The organism is Achromobacter sp. HNDS-1 (assembly GCF_040084795.1).
Lineage (GTDB): Bacteria > Pseudomonadota > Gammaproteobacteria > Burkholderiales > Burkholderiaceae_B > Achromobacter > Achromobacter ruhlandii.
The window spans coordinates 2,335,872-2,351,969 of record NZ_CP157584.1; the positions used below are offsets into that span (position 1 = coordinate 2,335,872).

Consider the following 16,098-nt stretch of genomic DNA (forward strand, 5'->3'; position numbering starts at 1 on the left):
AACGAACAAAACCCGAAAAGAAACACAGGGACTTTCCCGAGTGTGCCCCTGGCGCTTGTATGTTTGAATTCAGTTACTAGTCATATTCAGACCTATAAGAGGAGACATACGATGCGCGCATTGCGTCACCTGCAAGCGGCCTCGCTGGCCGCGCTCGTGTTCGGAACGTTCGGGGCGTCCACCGCCCACGCCGCAGACACCTGCCCCAACCGGGGCGACCTGGACCAGAACTACTGCGACGCCAACAAGGACCTGGTGGCCGACACGCCCACCGATCCGGCCAAGCTCAAGACGCCGTCGACCCTGGTGTTCACCTACACCCCGGTGGAAGACCCGGCGGTGTATGAAGACATCTTCAAGCCGTTCACCAAGCACCTGTCCGAATGCACCGGCAAGCGCGTGGTGTTCTACCAGGTGCAGAGCAACGCCGCCGAAATCGAGGCCATGCGCTCGGGCCGCCTGCACGTGGGCGGCTTCTCCACCGGCCCCACCGCCTTCGCCGTGAACATCGCCGGCGCGGTGCCGTTCGCCGTCAAGGGCTACGCCGACGGCTTCCAGGGCTACAACCTGATCGTCATCGTCAAGAAAGACAGCCCGTACCAGAAGCTCACCGACCTCAAGGGCAAGAAGCTGGCGCACACCGCGCCGTCGTCGAACTCCGGCCACATGGCGCCCGTGGCGCTGTTTCCCAAGGAAGGCCTGACGCCCGACAAGGACTACAAGGTGGTGTTCTCGGGCAAGCACGACCAGTCCGTCATGGGCGTGAACTCGGGCGACTACGACGCCGCCGCCGTGGCCTCGGACGTGTTCAAGCGCATGATCGAGCGCGGCCAGGTCAAGGAAGCCGACTTCCGCGTCATCTACAAGAGCGAGAAATTCCCCACCTCGTCGTTTGCCTACGCGCACGACCTGGAGCCGAAGTTCCGCGACCAGATGCTCAAGTGCTTCTACGACTACCGCTTCCCGGCCGAGATGTCCAAGGCCTTCGACGGCGCCGACCGCTTCTACCCGGTGACCTACCAGAAGGACTGGGCCATCGTGCGCCAGGTCGCCGAATCCGGCGGCGAAAGCTTCAACCGCGCCGCCTACGACCGCGAATCCGCCAAGAGCAAGAAGTAATCAGCATGACGACGTCGCTACGCATTTCCGGCCTGGTCAAGGAATACCGGGCCGGCCGGCCGGTACTGAACGGCATCGACCTGCAGATCGCGGGACGCGGCCTGACCGCCATCATCGGCCCCTCCGGCACGGGCAAGAGCACGCTCCTGCGCTGCATCAACCGGCTGATCGAACCGACCCGCGGCGAGATCGTGCTGGAGTCCGGCGATGGCGCGGTCGACCTGGCCCGGGTGCGTGGCGCGTCGCTGCGGCGCGCGCGCCGGCGCATCGGCATGGTGTTCCAGGAATACAACCTGGTCGAACGCCTGACCGTGATGGAAAACCTGCTGACCGGACGGCTGGGCTACACCGGCGCCTTCAAGGCCTGGACCCGCCGCTTCGAGGCCGAGGACATCGAGCACGCCTACCAACTGCTCGATACCGTGGGCCTGGCGGGCTTTGCCGACCAGCGCGCCGACGCCCTGTCGGGCGGCCAGCGCCAGCGCGTGGGCATCGCCCGCGCCCTGATGCAGCGCCCGCAGTTGCTGCTGGCCGATGAGCCGACCTCGTCGCTCGACCCCAAGACCTCGGTCGAAATCATGGAGCTGCTGGCGGCGCAGGGCGACGCCAGCGGCATCCCCGTGATCGTCAACATCCATGACGTCGAACTGGCGCGGCGCTACGCCGGCCGCATCGTTGGCATGTCCGGCGGCCACGTGGTCTATGACGGCAACGGCCAAGGCCTGGACGCCGCCATGCTCAAGACCATCTACGGAGGCGAGTCTTGGCTGGCGTAATGACTCCGCGTTCGTCCCACCCGCGTCCCTTCGCGCTGTCCGGCCGCGCCAAGGCCGGCGTGCTGCTACTGGTGCTGTACACCATCTACGCGGCCGCGCAGCTGGACTTCAGCTGGGCCCGCTTCGAAAGCGGCATGGGCCACGCCTCGACCTTCCTGGCGCGCATGTTCCCGCCCAATTTCGAGAAGCCCGCCACGCTGTGGAAGGGCATCGCCGAAAGCCTGGAGATCGCCGTGCTGGCCTCAGTGCTGGGCATCCTGTTCGCGCTGCCCGTGGGCCTGCTGGGCGCGCGCAACCTGATGCCGGCCTGGGTCTCGTGGCCGGCGCGCTCGATCGTGGCGCTGTGCCGCGCGCTGCATCCGGTGATCGTCGCCATCCTGTTCGTCAAGGCCGTGGGCTTTGGCGCGCTGGCCGGCATCCTGGCGCTGACGGTGGCCTCGATCGGCTTCATCGGCAAGCTGTTCACCGAGGCCATCGAGGAAATCTCGCTCAAGCAGGTCGAAGCGGTGCGCGCCACCGGCGCCTCGTTCGCCAACGTGCTCGCCTTCGGCGTGCTGCCACAGGTGTTCGCGCGCTTCATCGGCTTTGCCACCTACCAGTTCGACTCGAACCTGCGCAACTCCACCATGGTCGGCATCGTCGGCGCCGGCGGCGTGGGCGGCACGCTGTTCTCGGCCTTCCAGCGCTTTGACTACGACTTCGTCAGCGCCATCCTGCTGACGCTCATCGCCATCATCATGCTGGGCGAGATCCTGGCGGGCTTCGTGCGCGCCGTGTTCCTGGACAACCTGGGCTTCGACCGCATCCTGCGGGGCCGCTTCGCCGGCGCGCGCGGCATCGGTTCGAGCGCCTCGAAGGCAGCCTACCAGGCCGCGCGCAAGGCGGAGGCGGATCAATGAACACACACGCCCCCACCCTGCCCGCCGCCAACGCGCCGCGCGTCTGGCACCGCTACAGCCTGGGCCAGCGGCTGCTGCGCTTCGCCCTCTACCTGCTGCTGGTGGCCGCCATCGTGCAGGCCATCCGCGGCGTCGAGATCATCCCGGAGTTCCTGTACGACGCGCCGGAACAGATGGCCGACCTGTTCCAGCGCATGTGGCCGGTGGACTGGGCCCACTATCGCGGCGGCGTGCACGACGCGCTGATCGAGACCCTGCACATCGCCACGCTCGGCACCATCCTGTCGGTCGTCATGGCGGTGCCCGTGGGCCTCTTGGCGGCCAACAACCTCACGCCCAGCAAGACCATCAACATGCTCGCGCGCCTGGTCCTGGTGTCGAGCCGCTCGGTCAACTCGCTGGTCTGGGCGCTGCTGTTCATCGCCATCTTCGGCCCCGGCGCGCTGGCCGGCACGCTGGCCATCGCGTTCCGTTCCATCGGCTTCGTCGGCAAGCTGGTGGGCGAAGCGATCGAGGAAGCGCAGCGTGGCCCGATCGAGGCCGTCACCGCCACCGGCGCCAGCAAGGCCTCGGTGATCTGGTACGCCTACTGGCCGCAGATCCGCCCGGCGTTCTGGTCCATCGTGCTGCTGCGCTGGGACATCAACGTGCGCGAATCGGCCGTGCTCGGCCTGGTGGGCGCCGGCGGCATCGGCATGGCGCTGGACACCGCCCTCAACCTGTTCCAGTGGGACCGCGTCGCGCTGGTGCTGGCCGCCATCTTCGTGGTGGTGGTGCTGGCCGAGATCCTCATCACCCAGGCGCGCAAGCGCATCCTCTGACGCGCCCGCAACCGACGTTCCTTTGCGCCGCCCGGCAACGGGCGGTTTTTTTTGGCCGTCTCGCGCGGGGCAGCCTGCCGCCTCGCGCGCGTCCGGCCCGCCGAGGCACGCCCCACCCGGGAATTTACAATTTGAAAGCCCGCCCCGGTCGCGTCTCTGCCTGCCCGGGTCATTGAGCGGACGCAATCAAAGCGGAAAATGTGCGGCGCCTGACGCGAGGATGATTGTTGATGCACCGCAACCGCGTCTATGCTCCGTGTGAGCGTTTGTGAAATAAATATGACCGGTCATCAAACCGCCCGCCCCGTTTGATTAAGATCTCGGCTTTTGCCGTTGGACACCCGCCGCCATGTCGGAACAGGAACTGAAACTGCACGTGCCCACGGCTTCGCGCCAGGCCGTGCTGCGAGAGATCAAGCAACGCGAGGCGACGCGCATCCGCCTGCATGCGATGTATTTCGACACGCCCGAGCGTGAACTGGCCCGCGCGCGCATCGCCATCCGCCTGCGCCAGGAAGGCCGCGACTGGGTGCAGACGCTGAAGATGCCCGGCATCAACGCCATCACCCGCATCGAACTGAACCACCCGCGCCCGGGCCCCGTGCTCGACCTGTCGGTCTACGCCGGCACCGAGGTCGAGGCCGCGCTGGCCGCCATCAAGGGCGAACTCGGCCTGCGCTATGAAACCGACGTGCAGCGCATGCTGCGCAAGGTGCGCACGCGCTACGGCACCGTCGAACTGGCCTACGACACCGGCATCCTGCGCGCCGGCGCGCTGGAACTGCCGATCTCCGAACTTGAATTCGAACTGGTCTCGGGCCGCCCCGCCGCCATCTTCGCGGTCGCGCGCGGCTGGCAGCAGCGCCACAACCTGGTGCTGGACCCGCGCAGCAAGTCCGAGCGCGGCGACGCGCTGGCGCAATTGGCGCAGCGCCTGGCCGACGTCGACGCCGTCCCGGGCGACGACCTCGACAGCCGCCGCGCCCAGGCCATCGCGCTGTTCTGGGCGCCGCGCGGCGCCGCGTCCGTCAAGCTGCGCGAGGACATGACGGCGGCGCAGGCCATGGGCCGCATCGCCGCCGAATGCCTCGACCAGATCGCCCGCAACGCGGCCGTGCTGGCCGAAGTCGACACCGAAGGCGTGTACCGCGCCGGCAATTCCGAGCACGTGCACCAGTTGCGCGTCGGCATCCGCCGCCTGCGCTCGGCCTGGAAGCTGTTCGACGGCTGGATCGGGCCGATCCCCGAGGCCATCATGCAAGGCGTGCGCGCCCACTTCGCCGCCTTCGGCGCCAACCGCGACCAGGACGTGCTGAACGAAACCGTGGCGCCCGCGCTGATGCGCGCCGGCATGCCGGTCATCCCGATGGAGGCCGCGCCGCCCGAACAGGACGCCCGCGCCATCGCCGGCGGCAAGGCCTTCCAGGCCTGGCTGCTGGAACTGCTGGAATGGAGCCTGGACGTGCCGCCCGCGCTGCCCGCCAGCGACGGCCTGCCCGTCGCCAACGGCATGCCCAGCGACGCGGCGCCCGAACCCGCCATCCGCCTGGAAGGCGGCATCGCCGGCCCCAGCGTCAAGCCCACCATCATCCCCATGCTGGCGCCCGAGCCCGATCCGCAGCAACTGCACAAGCAGTTGGCGCGGCGCCTGCACCGCTGGCACAGCAAGGTGGCCGACCAGGGCACCCAGTTCGCCACGCTCGACATCCCCACGCGCCACGAGCTGCGCAAGCGCGGCAAGCGCCTGCGCTATAGCCTGGCCTTCGCCGAATCGCTGCTGCCCCCGAGCAAGCTGCGCGGCTACCGCAAGCTGCTGTCGCGGGTGCAGGACATCCTGGGCGAAATCAACGACCTGGCCGTGGCCAAGGACTACTACGAGTCGTGTACGGCCACGCATCCACAGGCCTGGTTCGCGCTGGGCTGGATCAGCGCGCGCCTGGAAGAATTGGCGGTGGATGCGCAACGCGCCTTCGACGACCTGGCAAGCAGCAAGCCATTCTGGAAGTAAGGCGGCGCGGTCCCTAGCGGACCGCGTTTGCGACCGCCGCAAACACCGCGCCCCACGCCTGCGATGCAGCAGACGTGGGGCGCGGTGTTTTCAGCGCCGGGCGCGAGGCCCGTGCCGGTATCAGCGGGACGGATCAGTCGGCCAGCAAGGCTCCGGCGAATTCGTCGGCCACGAACGGCTGCAGGTCTTCCAGGCTCTCGCCCACGCCGATCCAGTACACCGGGATCGGCCGCACGCCCTGGCTACCCGCCGCCACCGCCGCCAGCGTGCCGCCCTTGGCGGTGCCGTCCAGCTTGGTCACGACCAGGCCCGTCAGGTTGATGGCCGCGTCGAACGCGCGGATCTGCGCCAGCGCGTTCTGGCCGGTGTTGCCGTCCACCACCAGCAGCACCTCGTGCGGCGCGGCCGGATCGGCCTTGGCGATGACGCGGCGGATCTTCTTCAGTTCTTCCATCAGGTGCAACTGGGTCGGCAGGCGGCCGGCCGTGTCCACCATCACCACGCCCATGCCACGCGCGCGGCCGGCATTAACCGAGTCGAACGCCACCGCCGCCGGGTCGCCGCCATCCTGCGAGATCACGGTGACGTTGTTGCGGCTGCCCCATTCGATCAGTTGCTCGCGCGCGGCGGCGCGGAAGGTGTCGCCCGCGGCCAACAGCACGCTGGCGCCCTGGCGCTGGAAGGTGTGCGCCAGTTTGCCGATGGACGTGGTCTTGCCGGCGCCGTTGACGCCCGCGATCATCACCACCAGCGGCTGCGCGCGCTTCAGGTCGAAGGCGCGCTCCAGCGGACGCAGGTGATCGGCCAGCAGCTGGCGCAGCGCGGCCTTGACCTTGGCGGGGTCCTCGATGCGCTCTTTCTTGACCCGCGCGCGCAGCGCGGTCAGCAGCTTCTCGGTGGCTTCCAGGCCGGCATCGGCCATAATGAGCGCCGATTCGAGTTCCTCGAACAGGTTCTCGTCGACCTTGACGCCGACGAAGATGCCGCCAATGCTCTGGCCGGTGCGCGACAGGCCCTGCTTGAGCCGCGACAGCCAGGACGCCTTCTTGGGCGCCGCTTCCGGCTCGGGCGCTGCGGGCGCCGGCGCGATGGCGGCGGGGGCAGCGGCGACCGGCGCCGGAGGCGTGCCGGCGGGCGGCGATGCCACCGGCGCGGGTGCAACCGGCGGCGGGGCAACGGCCGGCGCGGCGGCTACGGGCGCGGAAGCGGGTGCGGCGGCAGCAGGTGTGGAAGCGGGCGTGGCGGCAGGCGCGACCACGGGCGCCGAGGCCTGCGGCTGCGGCACCACGGCCGGCGACGGTTGCGGCACGCTGGCCGACGCCGGCGCGGGCACCTCGGCGGAGGGCACCGGCAGGGTCACCTCGGGCGTCGCGACGGGCGCGAATTCGCGCGCCGGAACGGCGGGTTCGACGGGCTGGGCGGGGACCTCGGCCTCGGCTTGCGGCGCGATCCCGGCGTCCACCTGCTCCGGCGGCGGCGCGGGCTGGGCCGGCGCGGCGGGCGGAGGGGATTTTTTCTTGAAGAAGCGGCTAAACATGGGTAACAAGTATATTCGTATCGTCGGGGGCCAATACCGGCGCACCCCTATCGTCGTGCCCGACGTGGAGACGCTCCGCCCGACGCCCGACCGGGTGCGGGAAACGCTGTTCAACTGGCTCAATCACCTGTGGGGCGGCGAATTCGCCGACAAGCAGGTGCTGGATCTGTTCGCCGGCAGCGGCGCCCTGGGGTTCGAAGCGGCCTCGCGCGGCGTGGCGCATGTGCAGATGGTGGAACGCGACAAGACTGCCGCGTCCGCGCTGCGGACACTGCGCGACAAGCTCAAAGCCGACATGATACGCATCCATGTGGGCGATGCGATGCAGGTCGTCGAAAGAATGGATGCGTCCCGCTTTGACCTCATCCTGTTGGATCCGCCCTTCGGCCAGGGCTGGCTGCCGCGCCTGTGGCCGATCCTGCCCGGCATCCTGGCCGAGGGCGGATTGGTCTACGTCGAGGCCGAAAGCCCCATCGAACCGCCCGACGGCTTCGAGATCCTGCGCCAGGACAAGGCAGGCGCGGTCCACTACCATCTGCTGGAATTTGCTGCATTGCGCAAATAGATCAATAATCCGAGCTTCGGAGGATGGTGTACACCACTAATAACGGTACGGAGCTCGCATGATCATCGCTGTTTACCCCGGCACTTTCGACCCGCTGACCAGAGGCCACGAAGACCTGGTCCGCCGCGCCGCCACGCTTTTCGACAAAGTCGTCGTCGGCATCGCGCACAGCCGCAACAAGAAGCCCTTCTTCAGCATCGACGAGCGCGTGGACATCGCGCGCGAAGTGCTGGGGCACTATCCCAACGTGGAAGTGCAGAGCTTCGGCGGCCTGCTCAAGGACTTCGTGCGCGACCAGGGCGGGCGCGTCATCGTGCGCGGCCTGCGCGCCGTGTCCGACTTCGAATACGAATTCCAGATGGCCGGCATGAACCGCCACCTGCTGCCCGACGTCGAAACGCTATTCATGACGCCGTCGGATCAATACCAGTTCATCTCCGGCACCATCGTGCGCGAAATCGCCCAGTTGGGCGGCGACGTCAGCAAGTTCGTGTTCCCCTCGGTGGAACGCTGGCTGCAGGAAAAGGCCAAGGAACGCCGCGAGCAATCCTGGCCGGGCTGAGCGCCCCGGCTCCCCGCCTCACCGAACCCTCCCGGAGGGCGCCTTGCGCGCCCTCCCTGCGTTTTGGCGCCCGCGATCGCCAGGATGGGCAGGTCGACGCCAGGGGCATGCCGGGCGCCCGTCGGGCCCGGCAGTACAATTGCATTATCCCTGCCGGATTCCGTAGCCTCCCCATCATGGCCCTGACCATCACCGAAGAATGCATCAATTGCGACGTTTGCGAGCCCCAGTGCCCGAACGACGCGATTTCCATGGGCGAGGAATACTACGTCATCGACCCTGACCGCTGCACGGAATGCGTCGGCCATCACGACGAGCCGCAATGCAAGGTGGTCTGCCCGGTGGAGTGCATCGAGCTGCACCCGCAATGGAATGAAGGCCAGGAACAGCTGATGGCCAAGTACCGCCGCCTGACCGGTGCCGCATGAGCGACACCGCGCAACCCGTCTTCGATCCCCCCGCCACCCGCCCCAACGCCCGCCGCGACCTGTCCGCCTCCGCGATCGCGGCCGGCCTGGTCGCCGTGCTGGTCAGCTTCGGCGGCACCGCCGTGCTGATGGTGCAGGCCGGCCATGCCGCCGGCCTGGACGCCGCCCGCATCGGCTCCTGGATCGGTTCGCTCAGCCTGGTGCTGGGCCTGGGCGGCGCGGCCTACAGCCTGCGCACCGGCCTGCCTATCGTCATGGCCTGGTCCACGCCCGGCGCGGCCCTGCTGGTCACCGCGCTGGCTGGCGTGCCGTTCCCCGAAGCCATCGGCGCCTTTGTGCTGGCCGCCGCGCTGACGCTGGCCTGCGGCCTGTTCGGCTGGATCGATCCCATCCTGCGCCGCATTCCCGGCGAAGTCGCCGCCGCCATGCTGGCCGGCGTGCTGCTCAACTTCGGCATGGGCATCTTCACCAATGTCGGCAAGCAGCCGGCGCTGGTGCTGGCCATGTGCGCCGCCTACCTGGTGTGCCGGCGCTGGGCGCCGCGCTACGCGGTGCTGGTGGTGATGGCCGTGGCGGTCGCCATGGCGGCCGGCCTGGGCCTGATGCGGGTCGACCAGCTCGACTGGCACCTGACCGAGTTCGTCTGGACCACGCCCGTCTTCAGCATGCAGGCCGCGATCAGCCTGGGCGTGCCGCTGTTCGTGGTGGCGATGGCCTCGCAGAACCTGCCCGGCCTGGCCATCCTGCAGGCCGCCGGCTACCGTCCGCCGGCCTCGCGGCTGGTCGCCGCCACCGGCTTGCTCGGCCTGCTGGCCGCCCCGTTCGGCGCCCACAGCGTCACGTTGGGCGCGATCAGTGCGGCCATCTGCACCGGCCCCGAAGCGCACGCCGAACCGTCCAAGCGCTACATCGCCGCGGCCACCTACGGCGTCAGCTATTTCGCGCTGAGCATCGTCGCCGGCGCGGTGGCGGTGTTCTTCCAGGCGCTGCCGGCCGCGCTGCTGGCGGCGCTGGCGGGCCTCGCACTGCTGGGCACCATCATGGGCGGCATGGCCGCCGCCATGGCCAACCCACAGCGGCGCGAAGCCGCGCTCATCACGCTGCTGGCGACGGCGTCGGGCTTCAGTTTCTGGGGGATCGGTTCGGCCTTCTGGGGCCTGGTGGCGGGCCTGCTGGCCCACACCGTGTTCGAATACAAACGCAGGCCGGCGGCCTGAAGCAGCCGCTTCATGCGTTGCCGGTGACAAGCGCGTCCCGCAGCGGCGCGCCCCTGGATTTCCCGCGCCAGGCTCAGTCCGGCCAGACGGACACAGGCGTGTCCGGATGCACCTTCAGGATGCGGCACGGCACCTGCACGAAATTCGAGATCCAGGCGGCGGCCAGCTCGCCTTCGTCGACCACGTCGATGACCTGCTCGCCGACCTTCATGCTGTAGCGCACGCTGTCGTCGTCCTCGATCACGTCCAGCGGAATATCCATGCGCAGCATGCCCGGCGCGCGCAGCACCAGGTAGCCAAGGCGCAGTTCCACCGCCACGTCGGCCAGCCGCGGGCACAGCTCGCGGTTGAGCCATTGGCCCGAATCGTTGGCCACCAGCCATTGGCGGTGATACGGCGCGGCCTCGGCCTGCGCCGTCACGCCGCACTGGGCGATGGGCTGGAAGCCGGCGCTCATTTGCCCAGCAAGCCCTTCAGGGCCTTGTCCACCGCCGCGCCGCCCTTGCCCTTGCCGGTCACGGCTTCACGCAGCTTGTTTTCCAGGCTGCGCTTGAGGATGCCGGCGACGGCGTCCTTCCACAGCAGCGTGTAGGAAGGCTTGTCGAACGGCCCCTTGACGTGCACCGGGATGGTCACGTCCTTCAGGTCGATCAGTTCCTTGCCTTCGGGATCGGCCGCCGGGTTGACCACGCGGGCGCGCGCCACCAGGTCCAGCTCGCTCCTGACGAAGTCGATGGTGGCCGGCTCGCCCTGCGTCACGCGCAGCAACGGCGACACCACGTTCAGCCGCTTCACGCTGGCCACGCCCTTGGTGAAGGCCAGGTCGGCATCCATTTCCGAGAACGCGGTCTGCTTGCTGGTGTCGGCCGCCACCGTCTCGTCCTGCGACTCCGGCTTGAGCGCGGCCTTCAGTTCGCGCAGCGTCTGCGTCAGGTTGATGCCCTTGACGGCGCCGTCGCGCAACCGCACCTGCAGCGTGCCGCCCAGGCCGCTCTTCATGGCGTAGGAATTGGCGCCGGCGGTCTTCAGGTCCAGCGCCAGGCTGCCGGTGCCGCTCAGCACGTCGCGCTGCGCCAGGTCCATCAGCAGCGGCTCGATGGCGATGCCGGCCAGCGACATCTTGGTGGCCAGCTGGTTGCCCTGCGCCGCGTCCAGCGACAGTGCGCCGGCCAGCTTGCCGCCGTACAGGCCGGCGGTCAGGCTGGAGATGTCGAGCTTGCCGCGATCGAGCTTGAGGGCGGCGGCGACGTCATCGGCCTTCAGGCCGCGCACCACCAGCTTGCCGACCTTGAGCGTGCCGTTCACGCTGGGCCCGACCAGCGCCGACAGGTTGATCGTATCGTCCACCGGCGCGGCCGGAGCGGGCTGCGCCGGCTTGTTCTCGTCCTTCTTGCCGTCGGCGGGCGGTTTGGCGGGCGCGGCGGCGGCCGCCGGCGGCACCAGCTTGTCCAGATCCAGCGTGTCCACGGCCAGCGCGAAATTCACCTGCGGCGCATCGCTCAGCTTGGCGATGTCGGCGGTCAGGTCGAACTTGCCGCCTTCGAGCACGGCGTTGATCTTGCTGCTGGCCGTGTCCTTGAGCAGGTCGACGTTGAGGCTGCCGATCACGGGAATCTGCAGGCTGCCCTTGGGCAGACCCGGATCGGTGATGTTGACATCGCCGCGCAGTCCCGCCAGGCCGCCGCGGCGCTGCAGCAGGTTCAGCGACAGCGGCGAGGCGAAGGTCAGCTTGACCACGCGCTCGCCCTTCTTGGAGGTGCTGTCGAGCTTGGCTTCCTTGATATCGAGTTCGGTGGCGTTGCCGCTGATGCCGTTCAGGCCGAAGCTGGCATCCAGCCCGCTGATGCGCACGCGGCCGGTCAGGGCCTCGCCCGTGGCCTGTGTCGGCGAAATGTTCAGCGCCGGCGCGTCCACGGCGAATTCGAACGGGCCGTCGGCCACGCCGCCCTTGGCGCGCACCGCCAGCTTTTCGATCTGCAACTGGCTCTTGTGCGGGTCGATCGACAGCTTGGGCATGGCCACGCTGGCGTCCACGTTGGTGGCGCGCGCGGCCGGGTCGGTCACGTCGCCCTGGAACACCACTTCCAGGCCAGCCACGTCCAGCGCCGACTTCTGGCCGTTGAACGCCAGGTTGCCGCGCATCGCCAGGCTCTTGGCCTCGGCGCCAGGCAGCTTGCCGTCCATGCGCAGGTCCAGCTTCTGCGCCGCGTAGCGCTTGGCGGAAGGGTCCAGCGTCAGCAGCGCCTGGCCGGTCAGGTTGGCGTCGATGCGCGGGTTGCCGCCTTCCAGGCGCGCCGTCAGGCGCACGTCGAACGGCTGGTTGAACGTGACGCGGCCGGTGTTGGCGTTGATCTTGGTCACGGCCACGGCCATGCCCGACATCTCGTCCTGCAGCAGCACCTCGCCATCCTTCAGGTCGAGGCCGGCGATGTCGATCTGCATGTTGTTGCGCGACGGCGGCAGCGTGCCGCTGGTCAGCGCCTGCGCGGCGGTCTGCGCCGCCCCCGCGAGGGCCTCGGCGGGATTGGCGGGCGTGGCCACCACGGGCGCGGTGCCGCCCACCAGATTGCTGAAGTTGAACTGGCCGTCCTTGCCCCGCACCACGCGCGCCTTGAAGCCGCTGATGGCGACGTGGTCCACCACGAAACTGTTGGACAGCAGCGGCCACACGGCCACCGCCAGGCGGGTGCTTTGGATGGAAGCGAAGGTCTCGGTGCTATTGACCTCGGACAGCGACACGCCCTGCACCGACAGGCCGATGCGCGGGAACAGCGACAGCTCGATCTCGCCGTCGATCGTGAGGGTGCGGTGATAGCGTTCCTGGACCAGCTCTTCGAGCTTGTACTTGTACGCGTTGGGGTCGAACGTCAGCAGAAAGATGGCCAGGCCAACGACGGCCACGACAACCAACACCACCAGGCCTATCAGAATGCGCTTGAACCACGTTTTCATTGCCGCCCCGTCGGTACCTCGACTGGTAATCCTTGAATGCCACCCCCCGCGTCCGGCGCGGGAATGGCGCTATGCCGTCGCGCCCGGCGCGAGGCTTCCTGATTTGTCCGTCTTCGATCGCGTGCCGCCGCGAGCGCCAGGCCGGGAGCCGGGACGCCAAGCGGAAAGGAACTGCCATGGAAAGACCTGCTGAAAGACGCCGGCAACACCAGCGTGCACATACCGCTATCGTAACAAATCGGGCCCACCTGCGCGCCGGGCCCGAAACTGACGGTTTTCTGTCTCGGGGATTGTAGGGCTAGAATGATTGATCCATCAATCATTGATCGATCCAACAATGTCCGCCCCCGCCCCCAGCACCCCTTATTCGCCCGGCCAGGTGCTTCCCTTCCGGCAGACCCTGCTCGCCATGCTGGGCATGTGCTTCGTCATGATGATGGTGGCCATCGACCAGACCGTGGTGGGCACCGCGCTGCCCACCATCGTGGCCGAACTCAAGGGCTTCGAGCTGTACGCGTGGGTGGCGACGTCCTACCTGCTGACCTCGGTCATCACCGTGCCGATCTTCGGCCGGCTGGGCGACTACTATGGCCGCAAGCCCTTCGTGGTGGCGGCGATCGTTCTGTTCACGCTGGCCTCGGTGCTGTGCGGCGCGGCCGACAGCATGTTCACGCTGGTGCTGGCGCGGGCCCTGCAGGGCGTGGGCGGCGGCATGCTGGTGGGCACCGCCTTCGCCTCCATCCCCGACCTGTTTCCGGACCCGCACGTGCGGCTGCGCTGGCAGGTCATGCTCAGTTCGGCCTTCGGCATCGCCAATGCGGTCGGCCCGACGCTGGGCGGCGCGCTGACCGAGCACTACGGCTGGCGCTCGGTGTTCTACGTCAACCTGCCCATCGGCATCCTCGGCCTCTGGTTCGTCGCGCGCTACCTGCCGCACCTGCGCAATCACACCACCGGCAAGGTGCGCCTGGACTGGCAGGGCGCGCTGCTGATCGCCGCCGCGCTGGGCGGCCTGCAACTGCTGGTGGAGCTGCTGCCCAAGGAAGGCCTGAGCGCCACCATCGTGCTGCTGGGCGCCGGCAGCGCCGCCGCCTTCGGCCTGCTGTACTGGTGGGAGCGGCGCTGCCCGCATCCGCTGCTGCCGTTCGACATGTTCCGCAACCGCGGCCTGGCGATGCTGTTCATACTGGCGCTGCTGGTGGGCGTGACCATGTATTCGCTGCTGTTCTATGCACCGCTGCTGCTGCAGGGCGGCTTCGGCCTGTCGCCGCAGGACGCCGGGCTGCTGATCACGCCGATGGTGGTCTTCATCACCGTGGGCAGCATCATCAACGGCCGCATCATCACCCGCATCCGCAACCCCAACCGCATGCTGTACGCGGGCTTCATCCTGATGGCGCTGTCCTGTCTGGGCATCGTCACCACCCACAACTACACCGCGCACGGCCTGATCGCCGCCTATATGCTGATGGCCGGCCTCGGCATGGGCTTCATCATGCCCAACCTGACCGTGTTCGCGCAGCAGACCGCGGGCCGCAGCCACCTGGGCATCGCCACCGCGCTGCTGCAATCGCTGCGCATGATCGGCGGCATGCTCGGCACCGCCGTGGTCGGCACCATGGTCAACCACAGCTATTTCAGCGGCGTCGAATCGACGCTGCGCGGGGCCTCGGCGCGCTGGCTGCCGCAGCTGGACGACCCGCAGATGCTGGTCAACCCCCAGGCCCAGACGCAGTTCCTGGCACAATTGGCGCATCAAGGCCAGGATGGAACGTCGCTGATCGAGATCGCGCGGGTGGCGCTGGTCGGCGCCATCCACGAGGGGCAGCTCATCGCCCTGGCGGTCGCGGTGCTGGCGCTGTGGTGCGTGCGGCGCGTCCCCCTGGTGCAATTGGCGCGCGTCTCCAAGCCGGAGCCCGCCAGCGTCGGAGAGTAGCTTTTGCCCAAACAACAACAGGGCCTGCAGGTCATCCAGCACATGGGCCAGACCTACCGCGTCATGCAGAGCGCCTTCAGCGGCCGGGTCGGCCACGCGCTGCCGCGCTGGCGCATCCTGCTGGCGCTGCATGAATGCGGCCAGTGCTCGCAGAAGCACCTGGCCGAGCGCTGCCGCCTCGATCCCGCCTCGCTCACCCGCCAACTGCAGGCCATGCAGAAGCTCGGCTGGATCGCGCGCGCCGTGGATCCGAACGACAACCGCCTGACCAACGCCCGCCTCACGCCGGCCGGCCAGGCCGTGGTCGACGAGGCCCTGCCCAAGCGGGCGGCCTTCTTCGACGAATCGCTCAAGGGCCTGTCGGCCGCCGACATCGACACGCTGAACCGCGTGCTGAACGTGCTGGAAGAAAACTTCCTGCGCGCGGCGGGTGGCGGCAAGGGCGAATAACGGCGCCGGGGGCCGCCCGTGGCGGCGCTGCAAGCCCACAGGCAAAGGCCTTCCCACCGCCGCCGCTTCGCGTGGGCAATATGCCCATCATCGGTCCGTGACGTTGACACTCGAAAATGTTATTGAATAACATTCAATCAATCCATTGATTGTTATTTCGCTTGCCGGAACCCGCATGCTTCCTGGGCTATTCCTTCGCGCCGTGCTGATCGGCGTCGGCGCCACCCTCGTCATGGACCTGTGGGCCCTGCTGCTCAAGCGCCTGTTCGGCGTGCCATCGCTGGATTACGCCATGGTGGGCCGCTGGCTCGGCCATCTACCACAGGGACGGCTGACCCATCCCGGCATCGCGCGCTCGGCCCCCGTGGCGGGCGAACGCGCCATCGGCTGGATCGCCCACTACGCCATCGGCATCCTGTTCGCGCTCCTGCTGCTGGCGATCTGGGGGCCGGCCTGGGCCGCGCGGCCCACGCTGCCTCCGGCGCTGATCGTCGGCATCGCCACCGTCGCCGCGCCATTCCTGATCCTGCAACCGGGCATGGGCGCCGGCCTCGCGGCGCGCAAGACCCCGAAGCCCGCCGTGGCGCGGCTGCGCAGCCTGATGGCGCATGCGTCGTTCGGCGTGGGCTTGTACTTGGCGGGATGGGCCGTGGCGCTGGCTCTGGAGGCCTGAAACGGCGCACGCCCCCGTCAGCCCGGGCAGCCTTGCCTCGCGCGAATTTTGCCAATTCCGCCGAGGGCTTTTACAGTATCGGCCTGGATCACAGTCATCGAGGTATTCGTCCCATGCGCCATTGATGCCGCCGTCGCAATGACGGCCAGTCTCCA

General features: G+C 68.4%; 15 protein-coding genes. 12 read left to right on the forward strand and 3 right to left on the reverse strand.

The features are described from left to right. Window positions 1-111 precede the first annotated feature (111 nt). The 5 genes from phnD (at window position 112) to ABFG95_RS10840 (ending at window position 5,623) form a co-directional block, all read left to right on the forward strand. Entirely contained in the window at window positions 112-1,119 is a 1,008-nt protein-coding gene (phnD, locus tag ABFG95_RS10820) for a phosphate/phosphite/phosphonate ABC transporter substrate-binding protein (RefSeq protein ID WP_049076124.1), read from the forward strand. 5 nt (window positions 1,120-1,124) lie between these two features. Then, window positions 1,125-1,895 (forward strand): phosphonate ABC transporter ATP-binding protein, encoded by a 771-nt coding sequence (gene phnC, locus ABFG95_RS10825; protein WP_049076126.1) that lies wholly within the window; start codon window positions 1,125-1,127, stop codon window positions 1,893-1,895. After that, complete coding sequence (phnE, locus tag ABFG95_RS10830) at window positions 1,895-2,794, forward strand: phosphonate ABC transporter, permease protein PhnE (protein ID WP_348995849.1); 900 nt, start codon at window positions 1,895-1,897, stop codon at window positions 2,792-2,794. Before phnC ends, phnE (ABFG95_RS10830) begins: the two co-directional genes overlap by 1 nt. Continuing rightward, window positions 2,791-3,615, forward strand: a complete 825-nt coding sequence (phnE, locus tag ABFG95_RS10835; RefSeq protein ID WP_049076129.1) for a phosphonate ABC transporter, permease protein PhnE — start codon at window positions 2,791-2,793, stop codon at window positions 3,613-3,615. Before phnE (ABFG95_RS10830) ends, phnE (ABFG95_RS10835) begins: the two co-directional genes overlap by 4 nt. Before the next feature lie 349 nt (window positions 3,616-3,964). Further along, window positions 3,965-5,623 carry a CYTH and CHAD domain-containing protein gene (locus ABFG95_RS10840; protein WP_063584984.1) on the forward strand — a complete coding sequence of 553 codons (1,659 nt, stop codon included), beginning with the start codon at window positions 3,965-3,967 and terminating at the stop codon, window positions 5,621-5,623. A 133-nt stretch (window positions 5,624-5,756) separates the two neighbouring features. Here the strand turns inward: ABFG95_RS10840 and ftsY are convergent, their stop codons facing one another. Beyond that, a complete protein-coding gene (gene ftsY, locus ABFG95_RS10845; RefSeq protein WP_348996044.1) occupies window positions 5,757-6,770 on the reverse strand; it encodes a signal recognition particle-docking protein FtsY in 1,014 nt (337 codons plus the stop codon). A 388-nt stretch (window positions 6,771-7,158) separates the two neighbouring features. Between ftsY and rsmD the strand changes: the two genes are divergently transcribed. The 4 genes from rsmD (at window position 7,159) to ABFG95_RS10865 (ending at window position 9,932) form a co-directional block, all read left to right on the forward strand. Next, window positions 7,159-7,725 carry a 16S rRNA (guanine(966)-N(2))-methyltransferase RsmD gene (rsmD, locus tag ABFG95_RS10850; RefSeq protein ID WP_049076134.1) on the forward strand — a complete coding sequence of 189 codons (567 nt, stop codon included), beginning with the start codon at window positions 7,159-7,161 and terminating at the stop codon, window positions 7,723-7,725. 58 nt (window positions 7,726-7,783) lie between these two features. Beyond that, window positions 7,784-8,287: a pantetheine-phosphate adenylyltransferase gene (gene coaD, locus ABFG95_RS10855; RefSeq protein WP_006385942.1), complete on the forward strand. Its 504-nt coding sequence runs from the start codon at window positions 7,784-7,786 to the stop codon at window positions 8,285-8,287. A 176-nt stretch (window positions 8,288-8,463) separates the two neighbouring features. Next, complete coding sequence (locus ABFG95_RS10860) at window positions 8,464-8,715, forward strand: YfhL family 4Fe-4S dicluster ferredoxin (protein ID WP_049076136.1); 252 nt, start codon at window positions 8,464-8,466, stop codon at window positions 8,713-8,715. Then, window positions 8,712-9,932 carry a benzoate/H(+) symporter BenE family transporter gene (locus ABFG95_RS10865; RefSeq protein WP_049076138.1) on the forward strand — a complete coding sequence of 407 codons (1,221 nt, stop codon included), beginning with the start codon at window positions 8,712-8,714 and terminating at the stop codon, window positions 9,930-9,932. The genes ABFG95_RS10860 and ABFG95_RS10865 overlap by 4 nt, the downstream gene beginning before the upstream one ends. A gap of 73 nt (window positions 9,933-10,005) precedes the next feature. Here ABFG95_RS10865 and ABFG95_RS10870 read toward each other — a convergent pair whose 3' ends face one another. Next, window positions 10,006-10,389 (reverse strand): MOSC N-terminal beta barrel domain-containing protein, encoded by a 384-nt coding sequence (locus tag ABFG95_RS10870; protein WP_348995850.1) that lies wholly within the window; start codon window positions 10,387-10,389, stop codon window positions 10,006-10,008. After that, the gene (locus ABFG95_RS10875; protein WP_049076143.1) at window positions 10,386-12,884 is read right to left on the reverse strand and encodes an AsmA family protein; all 2,499 of its coding nucleotides are present in this window, start codon (window positions 12,882-12,884) and stop codon (window positions 10,386-10,388) included. Before ABFG95_RS10875 ends, ABFG95_RS10870 begins: the two co-directional genes overlap by 4 nt. Window positions 12,885-13,221: 337 nt before the next feature. Between ABFG95_RS10875 and ABFG95_RS10880 the strand changes: the two genes are divergently transcribed. The 3 genes from ABFG95_RS10880 to ABFG95_RS10890 all read left to right on the forward strand — a co-directional run bounded on the left by ABFG95_RS10880 (window position 13,222) and on the right by ABFG95_RS10890 (window position 15,943). Beyond that, window positions 13,222-14,820 (forward strand): MDR family MFS transporter, encoded by a 1,599-nt coding sequence (locus ABFG95_RS10880; protein WP_063582069.1) that lies wholly within the window; start codon window positions 13,222-13,224, stop codon window positions 14,818-14,820. Between the two features lie 3 nt (window positions 14,821-14,823). Beyond that, window positions 14,824-15,270: a MarR family transcriptional regulator gene (locus ABFG95_RS10885; protein ID WP_054500705.1), complete on the forward strand. Its 447-nt coding sequence runs from the start codon at window positions 14,824-14,826 to the stop codon at window positions 15,268-15,270. A gap of 175 nt (window positions 15,271-15,445) precedes the next feature. Then, a complete protein-coding gene (locus ABFG95_RS10890) occupies window positions 15,446-15,943 on the forward strand; it encodes a DUF2938 domain-containing protein (protein WP_068950007.1) in 498 nt (165 codons plus the stop codon). The last annotated feature ends 155 nt before the right edge of the window (window positions 15,944-16,098 follow it).